Source organism: Neobacillus sp. DFD-2R, assembly GCF_057747865.1.
Window position 1 is genome coordinate 4,861,068 of the sequence record NZ_CM173228.1, and the last position, 14,759, is coordinate 4,875,826.

General features: G+C 39.8%; 14 protein-coding genes and 1 pseudogene. 6 read left to right on the plus strand and 9 right to left on the minus strand.

The genetic code is table 11. The features are described 5' to 3' along the window. Positions 1-7 precede the first annotated feature (7 nt). Genes ureC through AC3ANV_RS24405 form a run of 3 tightly spaced genes read right to left on the minus strand, consistent with a single transcriptional unit; the run spans position 8 to position 2,380 of the window. Positions 8-1,720, minus strand: a complete 1,713-nt coding sequence (gene ureC, locus AC3ANV_RS24395) for an urease subunit alpha (protein WP_488311182.1) — start codon at positions 1,718-1,720, stop codon at positions 8-10. Continuing rightward, a complete protein-coding gene (locus AC3ANV_RS24400; RefSeq protein ID WP_488311183.1) occupies positions 1,717-2,046 on the minus strand; it encodes an urease subunit beta in 330 nt (109 codons plus the stop codon). The genes ureC and AC3ANV_RS24400 overlap by 4 nt, the downstream gene beginning before the upstream one ends. A gap of 31 nt (positions 2,047-2,077) precedes the next feature. After that, the gene (locus AC3ANV_RS24405; protein ID WP_488311184.1) at positions 2,078-2,380 is read right to left on the minus strand and encodes an urease subunit gamma; all 303 of its coding nucleotides are present in this window, start codon (positions 2,378-2,380) and stop codon (positions 2,078-2,080) included. Between the two features lie 367 nt (positions 2,381-2,747). Here AC3ANV_RS24405 and pucL point away from each other — a divergent pair. Continuing rightward, a pseudogene (gene pucL / locus AC3ANV_RS24410) lies at positions 2,748-3,758 on the plus strand (factor-independent urate hydroxylase); the annotation flags it as partial. Positions 3,759-3,762: 4 nt separating this feature from the next. Further along, the gene (gene uraH / locus AC3ANV_RS24415) at positions 3,763-4,116 is read left to right on the plus strand and encodes a hydroxyisourate hydrolase (RefSeq protein WP_488311185.1); all 354 of its coding nucleotides are present in this window, start codon (positions 3,763-3,765) and stop codon (positions 4,114-4,116) included. Positions 4,117-4,219: 103 nt separating this feature from the next. Here the strand turns inward: uraH and allB are convergent, their stop codons facing one another. From allB to AC3ANV_RS24435, 4 genes are all read right to left on the minus strand, one after another. Beyond that, positions 4,220-5,578 (minus strand): allantoinase AllB, encoded by a 1,359-nt coding sequence (gene allB, locus AC3ANV_RS24420; protein WP_488311186.1) that lies wholly within the window; start codon positions 5,576-5,578, stop codon positions 4,220-4,222. 31 nt (positions 5,579-5,609) lie between these two features. Next, entirely contained in the window at positions 5,610-5,789 is a 180-nt protein-coding gene (locus tag AC3ANV_RS24425; protein WP_488311187.1) for a hypothetical protein, read from the minus strand. 199 nt (positions 5,790-5,988) lie between these two features. After that, positions 5,989-6,957, minus strand: a complete 969-nt coding sequence (locus AC3ANV_RS24430) for a bile acid:sodium symporter family protein (RefSeq protein WP_488311188.1) — start codon at positions 6,955-6,957, stop codon at positions 5,989-5,991. Between the two features lie 19 nt (positions 6,958-6,976). After that, positions 6,977-7,303: a rhodanese-like domain-containing protein gene (locus tag AC3ANV_RS24435; RefSeq protein ID WP_488311189.1), complete on the minus strand. Its 327-nt coding sequence runs from the start codon at positions 7,301-7,303 to the stop codon at positions 6,977-6,979. A 186-nt stretch (positions 7,304-7,489) separates the two neighbouring features. On the opposite strand from AC3ANV_RS24435, the gene AC3ANV_RS24440 reads away from it, so the two are divergent. The 3 genes from AC3ANV_RS24440 (at position 7,490) to ade (ending at position 10,487) form a co-directional block, all read left to right on the plus strand. Next, positions 7,490-7,879, plus strand: coding sequence for a YuzC family spore coat inner layer protein (locus tag AC3ANV_RS24440; RefSeq protein ID WP_488311190.1), 390 nt, complete (start codon positions 7,490-7,492; stop codon positions 7,877-7,879). A 204-nt stretch (positions 7,880-8,083) separates the two neighbouring features. Continuing rightward, entirely contained in the window at positions 8,084-8,554 is a 471-nt protein-coding gene (locus AC3ANV_RS24445; RefSeq protein WP_488311191.1) for a nucleoside deaminase, read from the plus strand. Between the two features lie 199 nt (positions 8,555-8,753). Then, positions 8,754-10,487, plus strand: a complete 1,734-nt coding sequence (gene ade, locus AC3ANV_RS24450) for an adenine deaminase (protein ID WP_488311192.1) — start codon at positions 8,754-8,756, stop codon at positions 10,485-10,487. A gap of 91 nt (positions 10,488-10,578) precedes the next feature. On the opposite strand, the gene AC3ANV_RS24455 is transcribed toward ade, so the two are convergent. After that, positions 10,579-10,836, minus strand: coding sequence for an EAL domain-containing protein (locus AC3ANV_RS24455; RefSeq protein WP_488311193.1), 258 nt, complete (start codon positions 10,834-10,836; stop codon positions 10,579-10,581). Between the two features lie 388 nt (positions 10,837-11,224). Here AC3ANV_RS24455 and AC3ANV_RS24460 point away from each other — a divergent pair, with 388 nt between their 5' ends. After that, a complete protein-coding gene (locus tag AC3ANV_RS24460; RefSeq protein ID WP_488311194.1) occupies positions 11,225-13,456 on the plus strand; it encodes a SpoIID/LytB domain-containing protein in 2,232 nt (743 codons plus the stop codon). Positions 13,457-13,645: 189 nt separating this feature from the next. Here AC3ANV_RS24460 and AC3ANV_RS24465 read toward each other — a convergent pair whose 3' ends face one another. Further along, entirely contained in the window at positions 13,646-14,662 is a 1,017-nt protein-coding gene (locus AC3ANV_RS24465) for a DUF418 domain-containing protein (protein ID WP_488311195.1), read from the minus strand. Positions 14,663-14,759 lie beyond the last annotated feature (97 nt).

Genomic DNA, 14,759 nt, shown 5'->3' on the forward strand with positions numbered 1-14,759 from the left:
TCTCCCCCTAAAATAAGAAATAGCGCTGAGCCATCGGCAGCACATCCATCGGTTCACAGGTTACAAGTTTTCCATCCACTTTTACTTCATACGTTTGCGGATCGACTTCAATCCCGGGCATTTCAGAATTTAGTTTCATATCTTTTTTTGATAATTGCCTGATACCATGTGCCGGTTTGATTTGCTTTTGTAAGCCTAATTTTTCATGTACACCAAGCCTAATGGCTGCTTTTGACAAAAACGTTATCGACGTGGAGTTCTTTGCTTTCCCAAAGGCTGCAAACATTGGGCGGTACAAAACCGGCTGCGGTGTTGGAATAGAAGCGTTTGGATCCCCCATAAAACTGTGGGCGATCATACCGCCTTTAATAATCATTTCAGGCTTAACGCCAAAAAATGCCGGATCCCAAAGCACGAGGTCTGCCAATTTCCCCACCTCTACCGAACCGACCTCATCGGCAATTCCGTGGGTAATCGCCGGATTAATTGTATATTTGGCAATGTAGCGTTTCACTCGATAGTTATCGCCGATACCCTTATCTTCCGGAAGTTTTCCCCGTTGCTTTCTCATCTTATCCGCCGTTTGCCAAGTACGTGTAATTACTTCTCCTACTCTGCCCATCGCCTGCGAATCGGAACTTATCATGCTGAATACACCCAAGTCATGCAGAATATCCTCAGCAGCAATCGTTTCTTTACGAATACGTGAGTCAGCAAAGGCAATATCCTCCGGAACATCCGGATCTAAATGATGACAAACCATTAGCATGTCGAGGTGTTCATCTAAGGTGTTTTTTGTATAGGGTCTTGTGGGATTCGTTGACGATGGCAGAATATTAGAATAGCCGGCAACCTTAATTATATCTGGAGCATGCCCTCCGCCGGCGCCTTCTGTATGATAGGTATGAATAACCCTTCCTTTAATGGCTGCTAAAGTATCTTCTACAAATCCTCCCTCATTTAAGGTGTCGGTATGTATCGCTACTTGAATATCATATTGGTCTGCTACTCGGAGGCTAAAATCAATGGCAGAGGCAGTGGTTCCCCAGTCTTCATGAAGCTTAAGACCAATTACCCCTGCATTTATCTGTTCGATTAACGGAGCTTCTGCTGAAGCATTTCCTTTTCCTAAAAATCCAAGATTCATTGGAAATTCCTCAGCAGCTTCCAGCATACGATGAATATTCCATTCACCAGGAGTACAAGTGGTGGCATTCGTCCCGGTGGCCGGACCCGTACCACCGCCAATCATCGTGGTAATCCCGGAGGCCAAGGCGGTTTCGATTTGTTGCGGGCAGATAAAATGAATGTGTGCATCAACTCCGCCCGCAGTCACTATCATTCCTTCACCGGCAATTACCTCTGTTGAAGCTCCAATAATCATATCCACTCCTTCCATTAGCAACGGATTCCCGCTTTTGCCAATTCCACAAATCCTCCCGTCACGAATGCCAATGTCTGCTTTATAGATTCCTGTATAATCAACAATAATCGCATTGGTAATAACAGTATCCAGCACCCCTTCTCGTCGAGTTGCCAATGGATGCTGTCCCATCCCATCCCGAATGACCTTGCCGCCGCCAAATTTCACTTCATCTCCATAAACGGTAAAGTCCTTTTCAATTTCTATAAACAAGTCTGTATCGGCAAGACGAACAGCATCCCCTGTTGTGGGACCAAACATGTCTGCGTACTGCTTTCTCGACATCCGAAAACTCATGATTTGCCCCCCTTTCTTTCGTCTAATCGACCATCGGTTTTATTATTTAGACCGTAGACCTCCCGCTTCCCGGCAAACGGAACAAGTTCAATTTCTTTCGCATCTCCCGGTTCGAAGCGGACAGCAGTGCCGGCAGGGATATTCAAATGCATGCCAAAAGCTTGGTCACGTTCAAATTGAAGCGAGGCATTTACTTCAAAAAAATGAAAATGCGATCCCACCTGTACGGGTCTATCTCCTCTATTTAACACCTTTAACTTACTTGCCGTTCTTCCCTGGTTACAGACAATTACTTCTTTACTTAGTCGATACTCACCCGGAATCATAGAATCATCTCTTTTCTATTAATAATTCAATCTACCGAATTGGTTCATGAACAGTTACCAGCTTTGTCCCGTCCGGAAAGGTAGCCTCTACCTGTATCTCTCGAATCATCTCCGGAATCCCTTCCATCACATCATCGGCTGCTAGAATTTTTGTTCCCTCACTCATTAATTCGGCAACCGATTTTCCATCTCTCGCCCACTCCATTATTTCAGATGTAATAAGGGCGACTGCTTCAGGATAGTTTAGTTTTAATCCCCGTTCTTTTCTTCGTCTTGCTAAGTCTCCTGCGACAACAATTAATAATTTTTCTTGCTCCCGCTGTGTTAATTTCATCCTGCTCCTCCTTTATCTTCCTTACTCTACACTTCATGTTAGCTATTCTAACACCAACTCCATTGAAATTAAAGACAATTTTCTGTAAATTTAAAAAACATTTCCTGTTGTTTTTTAAATAAACCTTATTCTATTAAGTTTAAACAGATTTTTTCAACCAGGTTATCGGAGGGGGAGAAAAAAATAATGTAAGATTTTATACCATACTACTATTGTTAATAAATTTTTACTTATAAAATGTTTGCAAAAGCGTGACACCCGTACAACAAGAATCACTTTAGATCAAGAAAGCCTGAAGATTTTCACATGAATATAACAGGGAGGTATATTCATATGGTAACTATTAAGTAGTTAAATGGGATGTAAATCAGATATTAATATGGATGAAAGGAAGATCATGATGGATAGAGCCATGTACTATGGAAAAGGAGACGTTTTTGCTTATCGGACTTATGTTAAACCGCTTGTCGGGGTCCGTCGGATTCCTGAATCCAATTTTAGCGGACGTAATAATATTGTATTTGGAATAAATGCTAAAGTTAGTGTTGGCGGTAAAGACTTCCTCCCGTCCTTTACAGAAGGAGATAATTCAGTAGTTGTAGCCACTGATTCGATGAAAAATTTTATCCAACGCCATCTGGCAAGCTATCAAGGATGCACCATCGAAGGGTTTTTGTCTTATGTGGCAAAATCTTTTTTAGAAAAATATTCTCAGATGGAAACAGTAAAAATAGTTGGCGAAGAATTGCCTTTCGAAGCAGCTACTGCCCTTTCACCGGACGGAACCAAAGAAAGTGATCTTGTTTTTAAAAGATCTCTAAATGAAACATCACAATCCATGGTTGAGATGGTCCGCACAGAGAACGGAACCATGATTACCAATCATTCCAGCAGCGTTAAAAAGCTGCAACTCATTAAAGTTCGTGGAAATTCCTTCGCCGGTTTTGTACGTGATGAATTTACTACTCTACCGGAAGACAATAACCGGCCATTATTCGTTTATTTAAATATTAGTTGGAAGTATGAGAATGTAAAAGACTCCTATGGAGAAAATCCTGCTATATATGTAGCTTCTGAACAGGTTCGCGATATTGCCACTTCCGTTTTTCATGAAACAGAGACTCCGTCTATCCAAAATCTCATTTACCTTATTGGCTGCCGAATATTAGAAAGATTTCCTCAACTTGCGGAAATAACATTTGAATCACAAAATCACACATGGGAAACAGTTGTCGATTATATCCCGGACACTATTAGTAAGGTATATACAGAGCCGCGGCCCCCGTATGGATTCCAGGTGTTTTCCGTATTAAGGGAAGACTTAGGTCAAGGTATAAATGCAAAAAGTACGACTAAAAGTGCACCTCAAGGAAGCTGACGCCATGAACGGATTAACAACACACGTACTTGATTTAACCCATGGCAAGCCTGCAGCAAAGGTAAAAATTGAATTATTTCAGTTAAAAGATGGGACTAGAACTCTATTAAAAGAGACGATGACAAATGAAGATGGCCGGATCACCCATCCCCTTTTAATGGCTGAAGAAATCGAGACAGGAGAGTACGAGCTTTTATTCTATATAGGGGATTACTTTAAAGCAAAGGGACTTCAGCTGCAGGAACCTCCATTTTTAGAAAAGGTAGCGGTAAGAGTTTGCCTCGAAGGAACAGCCTTACACTATCATGTACCGCTTTTGATATCACCTTGGGGCTATCAGGTATACCGGGGAAGCTGACTTCCTGATAGCCCTATTTGAGCGACGGTTTTTGTACAAAAACTCTATCAAAAAACCGCAGTCTGCTTTTAGAACTGCGGTTTTATCATTATTATTGAGTACCTCACAAAATACAAACTCCATTTTGCTCTTTTGTCACCCCCGTTTGGTCATCATAGACAACCTTTCCCCGCAGGAGCGTTTTTTTCACTTTCAGCCGAAAGGTAAAATTTTCATAAGGTGAGTATGCATTACGAAAAGCCATGGATTCTTTTTCAGCTATTGTGGTTTCATCTAACCGAATGAACACAAGATCTGCATCTAAACCTGTAGATATTCTTCCCTTTCTTTTCGAAATTCCGAAACGATCAGCTACATTTGATGTACCTAAAGGAATAATGCTTTGAAGACTGATCTTTCTTTTAAGAGCCTGATCAATCAATGCCAGCCATGTGTATTGAACTCCTTGAATACCGCCCCAAGCATCCCAAATAGAAGTAGTCGACTTCATCGAAAATAAACATGGTGAATGATCGGAACCAATCGTATCAATCCATCCTCTCCGGATACAATCCCATAAACCTTCAACGTCTTCCCTTGGTCGTAATGGCGGTGCACATTTTAGTATTGCTCCCTTACGAATAAAATCTTCTTCATCAAAAATAAGATAATGCGGGCACGTTTCAACTGTAACATTAACACCGCTTTCCTTCGCCTGTTGAATGAGTTCTACCGTACCGGGTGAACTGATATGGACGAAATGAAGTGCTGTTCCATATTTTGCAGCCAATTCTAAAGCATAGCTAACCGCCTTTTTTTCAGCGGCGATTGGCCTGCTTGCTAAAAACGCTCTACGCTCGTTCGCTTCATATTGCTTTTGAAAAATGGTTTGTTCTTTTATTTCATCATCCCATTCAGCGTGAAGGGCAAGAATTTTCTTTTGATCCTTTGCTATTTTCATCGCACGATTCAATTGAACCGGGGATACCATTTCAAAGTCGTCAATCCCGCTCTCACTCATAAAAGCCTTCCAGGCGATGATACTCTCACTCATTTGTGTGAGTTCCTGACTATGATTGAGAGTAGTTCCGGTCAATCCGCCCCAGAGAGCATAATCAATATGAGAGAGCTTGGTTAGGTATTCTTTTTTATTGAGCAAATTCTGTAAATTTGTCACAGAAGGTGAACAATTCAGCGGCATATCAAAAATAGTTGTCGTACCTCCAATAGCTGCCGCACGGCTCCCTGTCTGAATTCCCTCCCAATCCGTTCGACCCGGGTCATTGAAATGAACATGCGAATCTATAAACCCGGGGACGACTAGACATCCGCTGGCATCTATCACATTCGATTGTTCCTCCGATATAGGTCCTCCTTGACAATCTGAAAAAGAATCAATCCGCTCGTTATTGACCATAATATTGGTTTGCCTAAATCCATTTTCGGTAAAAACAATTCCATTTTTCACCCAAAGATGGTTCATACCGCTCACCCCTTACCTGCAAATATTACTGTTAATTTCCCTTTCTTTTTAAAGTGTTTATATTACGTTGCTTTTGCTCGCTCGGTACTTCGCTTATTAGCTTCCTCACATGAAACGGAATCTCACCCTGCCATTTACCAAATATATGCTGATCATTTACAAAAAATAAATAATCAGTAACAGAGTATTTATCGGTTAATTTTCTAATCATCGTTACCCGGTATCCACTATCAAGATAAACCTCTTTTCATTGTCTTTTGAACAATCATAAACAAAAGGTAGGGTCCTATCTATTTGAATGTCATATTGTCTAACAAACAATTGTGCCAACAAAAAAAACTCAGTAAGAATTAGATACCTACTGAGTTTTTAATATTATTATTAATTCAGGAAAACTGTTCTTCATACTATTATAAAACTACCGACCCCTGTCTTTTTATCTTTCTATTATAATACCGTTCTAAAACATGTCCATTTAATGAGGCTAACACTTGTTGAAACAGCATGCCGACCACGACCGGGACTGCTACGGATGCCGGAAAATAGGAAACAGCAATGACCGCACCGGCACTAATGTTTCTCATCCCTCCGGTAAAGGTCAGTGAAATTACGGTATTTCGATCGCTATGAATAAGCCGTCCAATTAGAAAGGAGAACAAATAGCCGGTCAAAGCAATGAAAAAAACAACTAGTGTGATACTTACCAGTTTTAGATTAATATGCTTTAAATACGGAGCTACAACTGCCCCATTCAGCATAACAACAAAGCCAATGCTGATTTTCGAAAAAGGAGCGAGTCTTGATCCGAGAGAATTTTTAATTCTCCCTTTTGTCAGCTGATTGAGAAACATGCCAATCAGCGAAGGGATAACGACCATTCCCAACAGACCCTTCATGATGCTGAAAACGTCCATTTCAATTTTTTGACCTATAAACAGCGAAAGCGAATAGGGAACGATGATTGGGGATAGCAGCGTATCAATTAGTATAATCGATAAGGTCATCGGAATATTCCCTTTGTATATCGATACCCAAATAAAGCTGGTTACACCCGTTGGAATGACCATTGCTAAAGTTAGGCCCGTGATGGTATAAACATCACCGGTAAAGACAATATGTCCAACACCCATTGCCCAGATCGGCATGATCACATGCAACATTCCCATTGTCATCAGAACAGGAAAAGGATGGGAGACGACCTCTGTCAACGATTTGAAATTCGAGCTCAAACTCCCGGTAAAGGTCATAAAGGCAAAAATCCATGGAATGAGAAAGGATAAGTCTTTAAGATAGCCAGTCAGCAAAACCCCAAGTACAACACTAACAGGAGTGATCAAGGGCATAATTTTTTCCAGTTGTTTATTTAGCTTTAGAAGCATTTACGACCACTCCAACTGATTATTCCAATGTTTTTTTATATTCCTTCCAAGCCGTAAGACCGCCCTCTAAAACCGTTACGTTAAACCCTTGACCGTCCAGGATTTTTGCACACTTTGCTGCTGAATTCCCTGTTGTACAAGTCACGATAAATTCATTCTCCTTCGGAAAGGATAATGGTTCACCGGTTTCTTCATGACCAAAAATCACCGTTTTCGGGATATTCATTGATCCTTCTATATGGTATTCCCGGTATTTTTCTTCTGCTCGGACATCGATTAGCGATACTTTATCATTACCTTTTAACTTTTCATGTAATTCATTTGGCGTAATTTTTTTTATCGTCACCGTAGACACCTCCAGTACAAGAATACCACAATTTCAGGTTTAATATTACGTCTAGCGAAACAATCATGGCAGTTACTTAAAATCAACAGAGGAGTAGTGTCATTATTAGCCCCTGTTTGTAACTTATATAATTCAAATGACATATCGTATAGTGCCTTGTGTTTTTATCACGGAAGGAGTGTTTTGATGTATTACAACCCTTTTCCTTATTCTCCATATCCTCCTTTTATCCCCCAACCAGGGTATTTTCTAAGTCATCCATTTCCGAGAACTTACCCGCCGGTCGATGTAAAAATATTTTCTCATTCCGTTAAATCTTTTCGGCTTCTAATGGAACAAGCAAGCATTTTGTTAGACCGCTTGGAAGATAATCTGTTTGCAAAAAAAATCATGAGTGCTGCCCAGCAAGGTAAAAAGGCCGAAGTGGACCATTTAATCAAATCCATTGGTCTAAAAGTGCCTGTGATAACGAAGTTTACGCCGTCCGGTGTCATTTACGAACTTAGCACACATCCAAACCAAAGCACCCCCGTCAGCTGTTGTACTTTAACCGTTTCGATGAAGTGGGGTACTTAACCTATTTTACTCAATCATAGATATGATTTTTATCTGCTAACAGGCAACGCCGGGATTCGGCTTGTCTGTTGGTTTTTTTGTTATCCTTCATTTCTTTACGGACAGAAAAAAGATGTGAGGTTCTCTTACAAAAAGATAGAATTTAATTGCTCAATGAAGAATAATGTATTCCAAGGCAGAGAACCAATACTGGAGTGATATAGGATGACAGATTTTCTTTTTATGGAAAAAGCTGTTCAAATAGCATTGGAGAATGTTTTAACCAATCAAGGAGGACCTTTTGGGGCCATAGTTGTCAAAGATGGAAAAGTAATAGGAATAGGAAGAAATCAAGTAACGGCCGCCAATGATCCCACCGCACATGCCGAGGTGCAGGCGATCAGAGATGCCTGTAAATATCTAAATGACTTTCAACTAAGTGACTGCGAAATTTATTCAAGCTGCGAACCCTGTCCGATGTGTATCGGCGCTATTTATTGGGCTAGACCAAAGGCCGTTTACTTTGCTTGTACGAAAGAAGAAGCTGCCAAAATAGGATTTGATGATCAGTTTATTTATGAACAGCTCTCTCTTCCGAGGGAATCGCGAAAAATAACAATGAAACAGCTTTTTCCAAAACAAGGTGACTTACCATTTAGAACTTGGGAAAATTCACAAAATAAAGTAGAATACTAAGAAAAGCGCAAGCGCCCCGTTTAGCGGCGTATGGACTGGAGCGCTTCGACTGAGATAAAGGAAACACGGAGAGCGTTAGCGATCCGATGTTGACTTATCGTAGGGAGAAGAGCGAAGTACACTAGCCGCTGGGCGCTGGAGCTAGACAGTTCTCAAAGTTCATAAGATTTTTTATCCTACTTTAAAAGGATGTTGCCAATTGGAAAATCTAAAAAGAAGAATCGCTGTAGCTTCCGGCAGAAAACCTGCAGATAGTGTAATTAAGAATGGCAAAATAATTGATGTTTTTAATGGTGAAATTATCGAGGGAGACATCGCGATTGTGGACGGATACTTTGCCGGAATCGGAGAATATACGGGGAAAACCATCATTGATGCTAAAGGCAGTTATATTTCACCTGCATTTATAGATGGTCATGTTCATATTGAATCTTCCATGGTCCCACCGGATGAGTTTGCAAAAATACTCCTGGTACATGGTGTAACCACCGCTATTGCAGATCCGCATGAAATTGCCAATGTTTTAGGTGTCGAAGGTATCCAATATATGCTCGACTCTTCAGAAAACCTCCCATTTGATTTTTACATGATGCTTCCTTCCTGTGTTCCGGCTACTGAATTTGAAAATGCAGGTGCCAATCTTATAATAGAAGATTTAAAACCTTTCTATGATCACCCGCGTGTACTGGGATTAGCTGAAGTGATGAATTTCCCGTCTGTCATTAGTGCTGAAAATTCCATGATGAAAAAAATAATCGAAACCAAAAATATGAAAAAAAAGATAGACGGCCATGCTGCGGGGTTATCCTCCAATGACTTAAATGTTTATATGGCTGCAGGCATCCGGACTGACCACGAGAGCGCTACGGAAGGAGAAGCGAAAGAACGGTTGAGAAAAGGAATGTATTTGATGATTCGCGAGGGTACCGTTGCCAAAGATTTGCGGCAGCTGATCGGTGTCGTGAATGATCGAAACGCTCGCCGTTGTTTATTTGTCACTGACGATAAACATTTAGATGATCTTGTTCACCAAGGAAGCATTGACCATAACGTACGGTTAGCAATTGCTGAGGGAGTCCCGCCTCTTACTGCCATTCAAATGGCCACTCTCAATGGTGCAGAATGTTTCGGACTTGAAGAAAAAGGGGCAATTGCACCTGGATACAAAGCCGATTTTCTGCTTATTAATAACCTGGAAACACTTCAGATTACGGATGTTTTTAAGGATGGAAAAAAAGTTGTCGAGAATGGCAAATTGGTTCATTTTCCCAAAAAGCTCGTTCTGAAAGAGAACCCGCGATTAAAACAGACAGTCCACTTTCATGAACCATCCTTAAACGATTTATCTATTCAGTTAAAGACCAATAAAGCTAATATTATTGAAATTATCCCAAACAGTCTTATTACAAGACATATTATTGAAGAAGCGGATAGGTGTGAGAGTGGATTTTTTCAACCATCAATAAAAAAGGACCATTTAAAACTGGCTGTCATTGAGCGCCATCAAATGACTAAAAATATCGGTTTAGGCATTGTAAAGGGGTTAGGATTAAAGACAGGAGCGATTGCCACTACGATTGCTCATGATTCCCATAATCTCATTATTGCCGGAACATGTGATCATGATATGATCGTTGCAGCGAAAGCCATTAAAGAAATGCAGGGCGGACTTATTGTTGTAAACCATGGTAAAATAATTGCTTCATTAAAATTACGGATTGCCGGCTTAATGTCTGATCGTACTTATCAAGACGTATATTCAGGTCTGACCGAAATCAATCATGCGTTAAAGGAGTTAGGTGCAAACCGCCATTTCAATCCATTTTTAACCTTATCCTTTTTAGCTTTGCCGGTAATCCCAGAATTGAAGCTCACGGACATGGGATTATTTCACGTTTCTAATTTTAAACATATTAGCATTGATGTAATGTAATAGTAATTAATTGAATTGTCCAAGGATGATACTTTTTACAAATAGGAGGATAAATCCTTTGGCTAAAAGCTGTTAAATAAAAATGGTATCCCTATTGAACAGGGATACCATTTTTCAGTAGAAATTCCTTCATCCGGTCTGCAGGCAATGGATGGCTAAAGTAATAGCCTTGTCCTATCTCACACTCATTTTGCTTTAAAAAATTGACCTGTTCTTCAGTCTCTATTCCTTCTGCAATAACATTAAACTGCAAATTTAGTCCCATATCAATAATCGTTTTCACCATCATTCCTTGATTGGAATGACCAGCAGCACCGAAAAAAGGATTAACCCTAAAATGAGTATCCAATTAAGTGTAATTTTTATATTTGTGGTCCTCACTTTAGTTTTTCTCCCTTATTTTTACATTCATTGAGATTCTTCGACCAATGAGAAATATTGTATATATTTAAAATATCAAAAATTTATCCAGTTAACAATCATAGGTTTTTGAAAATGAAAGCGGTTACATGTAGTGTTATTTTCCTTCAATTTAATGTGGTTAGATTGGTGTCGTAAGCTCCACTTTAATTCTGTCATGGTCCTCGAAGTAGACCCCTACTATAAAGTGATTAGGAAGATTATCTGCAAAATGGAAAAATCTAGTATTGCTAGAGGAATAATTTATTTATATATTTATATTACAATTATGACAATCTCTTTAAAAATAAATTATATCCTGAGGGGGAGAGAAAAAAATGAGGAAAGTTTTTTCATCGTTTTTAGTCCTATTACTGCTGCTTTCATCTATTCCTTTTATCAATACTGCTATGGCCGACGAACTACCTTCCATCTCTATTAAACTAAAAAACTACATAGGAAATCAGAATCAAGTCAACATCACCATTAAAGGTGAATATGACATTACCGGGTCCGATTTTTCATTAGTAGAAGGAAAAACGTATACGGTGAAGGTGGAAAATAGTATCCTTTCCCTTTACGAAAATGGCACCCTACTTTCTAAATTTACAAGTTTTACTGCTGTTCCAAAAGAATATGGCACAAACAACTATATCTCTATTAACAACCGCCCTTATTTGGGAATGATGAAATTTGATCTTGAAAATAATACCTATATTCGCCCCACAAACACTCTTCTATTAGAGGATTATTTAAAAGGTGTCGTCCCTTTTGAAATGGTGGCTTCATGGAATAAAGAAGCATTAAAGGCACAGGCAGTTGCAGCCAGAACCTATGCTGTACGCTACAAAACGCTAAACATGGATGATACGATCAGTTATCAAGCATACGGCGGATATACTTGGTATAGCAACAGTTCAAGCGCAGTGGACGAAACAACTTCCCAAACGCTCATGTATAACGGTAAACTTATTGATGCCTTTTATTCAGCTAGCAATGGAGGAAAAACGGAATCTAATGCCAATGTTTGGGGCGGAACACCATTAGACTTTTTCCCAATAAAAGAAGATCCCTATGATACAAAAGTTCCGTGGAGCTTTACCTTAAAGAAAACACAGATAGATACGACATCATTAGATTTAGCGAATCCGCAAAATTGGTGGAACTCTATAAATGAAACTGATACTTCACTTGTTTCGAATATTAAAAGTTGGATGTATCTAAACGGATACGCCAATAATGAAATTAAAGTTACGTCTATTCCAACGTTATCTTTTTCGGACAACAAAACAACCGGCGGACGGGTAAAACTCGCTTCTATTAATCTACAATTCTTTTTAAAAGATAAAACTACCGGAAGGTTTGTTATGGATGACCAAAACAAACTAAAAACCAACACCATCACCTATACTGATACAAGTGCTTCAAAAGTACGTGCTATGATTGGGATTAATGTAATAAAAAGCTATTTAGTTACAAACTATCAAGATAACGGTACTTCCTATTCTGTTAGCGGTTTGGGGAATGGTCACGGTGTAGGTATGAGTCAGTGGGGAGCCAAAGTAATGGCTGACCAAGGAGTAGGCTACCGGGGCATATTAAGCTTCTACTATCCGGGTACCACCTTAACAAATACTGATTCAGTACCGGCAGCAACTTCAACGGTACCAGCAACAACTACGACACCTGTAACAGCAACTACGACAGCACCGGATACTGTAACAACAACAGTAACCGTACCGGTATCCACTACGGTAGCAGCTGCGGCACCGGCAACTAATGTTATGAGTCCGCCAATCATTTCAAATGTAAGCTCGTTCTATACTGCTTCGGCGCACCAAATAGCAATTGATTACGTCCTAAAAGAAAATGTCACGACAACCGTTTATGTTAAAGACTCTAAAGGGACAATTATTGGTTATCCAATAAAAAATAGAAACCAAATTCCAGGAAAGCAGCGTATTACCTTTGATGTAGCAAAGGTACCGAATGGTAACTACACATTTGGTATTACGATTACGAATACGAATACATTATCTGCTTCCGCCATAAAGAATGTAACGGTAAACAAACTGCTTCAAGCACCTAAGATAACGTCTGTTTCCAACAAAGATACTGCTGTATCCGGAACAGCTGAAGCAAAAGCTTCTATAACGATAAAAGTTGGAACTAAAGTGATTGCAACCGGCTCAGCTGATGCAGCAGGTAAATATAAACTAACCATTGCTAAACTAACGGCTGGAACAAAACTAGCTGTCACAGCCAAAGATGGTGCAGGTAATGTAAGCTCTGCCGGCACGACTGTACTAGACAAAATAGCTCCTGTTGCTCCAAAAGTAAACAGTGTAATTTATACTGATATAGCGGTAACCGGAACAACCGAAGCTAATGCTACTGTGGCCATAAAAGTTGGAACCAAAGTGATTGGAAACGGTAAAGCAGACACTAAAGGGAAATTTAGAGTCAGTATTCCAAAACAAAGAACCGGTACGACACTTTTAATAACTGCCAAAGACAGTGTGGGTAATGTAAGTACGGCTGCAGCTTTGAAAGTGAAGATACGAAGATAGAAAAAGGGACTGAACCTGGCAATTTATGCTGTTGGTCAGTCCCTTCGCTCTCTACGTATTATTTATTATTGTTCGGCTTTGTCGATGTATTAATAAATATGTACCTTTTTGGAGAATCAAAAAAAAAAGCCGGGCGTGTTTTCAGCGTTAATCTGATTATAATTGGTGTAATGGGATTAAGGGCAATTTTTACAACATAGGCGGTGCCTTTCGATAGGTTACCATCCGCCAAATCCATTCTAAGGGACCGAAATTGAAGAGCCTTAGCCATGTTACACTAAAGATGAGCTGGATGGCATAGATGGCTAAGCATACATACATTGATTGCAGATGGGTAATCTGCCCGAACAAGTTGAATAATTTTCCGGCTGCCAAAATCAGAGCTGTTTGCATTACATAGTTGGTCAGGGCCATTCTTCCATAGCTTTTTAATGGCGATAATACTTTTTGTATGATTGAAAATTGAAGAAGCAGGATTAACATCCCTACATAAAAAGCCGCAATGAAAGGTCCTGCCGTGATTCCCAAATGCAGGAAGCTGACCATCTGTAATGAATTACTTTTCTTCTCATCAACAAAACGATCAAAGGGAAGGTTTGGCACATGCCGGTATTGGCAGATTAAGCCGGTAATACTTAAAACAAACATAATCACCGTAAAAATAGCAACATTCCTTCTTTTTGGAGCGATATTTTCAAATACCTGATATTGACCCGCAGCAAGCCCTAATAATATCAGTGGTGGGGCCATAAAAACCTTTGCAGCGAAAATGGCCGTAATGATTAAAAGCAATACTCCTAAAACGAGATTCACCTCTTTATTGACTTTGTAAAACGGTAAAACTAACAGGCCGCAGCTTGCGTAAACCGTCAATGCCTCACCCGGCTGAAATAGCAAGTGAACAAATCCAAAGACAAATAAGGCTAGAATTCTTCGCAAAAACAAAAGATAACCATTTTCCCCTCTCGCATTAGCTCTTGAAATGAAAAGATAAAAGCCAATCCCAAACAAAAAGGAGAAAATAGGATAAAAGCGGCCTTCAACAAATAAATATAACAACTGCTGATAGCTAGCATCCATTGAGTGCGGGACAGGCAGTTTCACAGAAAGCAATGGAAGGATGTTTACGAGTATGATCCCAAGCAATGCAAATCCTCTTAAATAATCAAGTATATCGATTCGTTTGCTTAGTTCAGTTGGATTCATGTTAACAGCTCCTTCCCAAAAACAATCATAACTTATTTCCAAACCGTACTCAAAAAAGGGAGACAGATCTCAACACATACGTGTTGAATATCCGTCT

Coding starts and splice junctions, on each gene's coding strand:
- AC3ANV_RS24430 (WP_488311188.1), bottom strand. CDS start 6,957: ATGCTTCTAAAGCTAAATAAACAACTGGAAAAAATTATGCCCTTGATC.
- allB (WP_488311186.1), bottom strand. CDS start 5,578: ATGAACCATCTTTGGGTGAAAAATGGAATTGTTTTTACCGAAAATGGA.
- uraH (WP_488311185.1), top strand. CDS start 3,763: ATGAACGGATTAACAACACACGTACTTGATTTAACCCATGGCAAGCCT.
- AC3ANV_RS24425 (WP_488311187.1), bottom strand. CDS start 5,789: ATGATTAGAAAATTAACCGATAAATACTCTGTTACTGATTATTTATTT.
- AC3ANV_RS24460 (WP_488311194.1), top strand. CDS start 11,225: ATGAGGAAAGTTTTTTCATCGTTTTTAGTCCTATTACTGCTGCTTTCA.
- AC3ANV_RS24400 (WP_488311183.1), bottom strand. CDS start 2,046: ATGATTCCGGGTGAGTATCGACTAAGTAAAGAAGTAATTGTCTGTAAC.
- AC3ANV_RS24405 (WP_488311184.1), bottom strand. CDS start 2,380: ATGAAATTAACACAGCGGGAGCAAGAAAAATTATTAATTGTTGTCGCA.
- AC3ANV_RS24445 (WP_488311191.1), top strand. CDS start 8,084: ATGACAGATTTTCTTTTTATGGAAAAAGCTGTTCAAATAGCATTGGAG.
- AC3ANV_RS24465 (WP_488311195.1), bottom strand. CDS start 14,662: ATGAATCCAACTGAACTAAGCAAACGAATCGATATACTTGATTATTTA.
- ureC (WP_488311182.1), bottom strand. CDS start 1,720: ATGAGTTTTCGGATGTCGAGAAAGCAGTACGCAGACATGTTTGGTCCC.
- AC3ANV_RS24440 (WP_488311190.1), top strand. CDS start 7,490: ATGTATTACAACCCTTTTCCTTATTCTCCATATCCTCCTTTTATCCCC.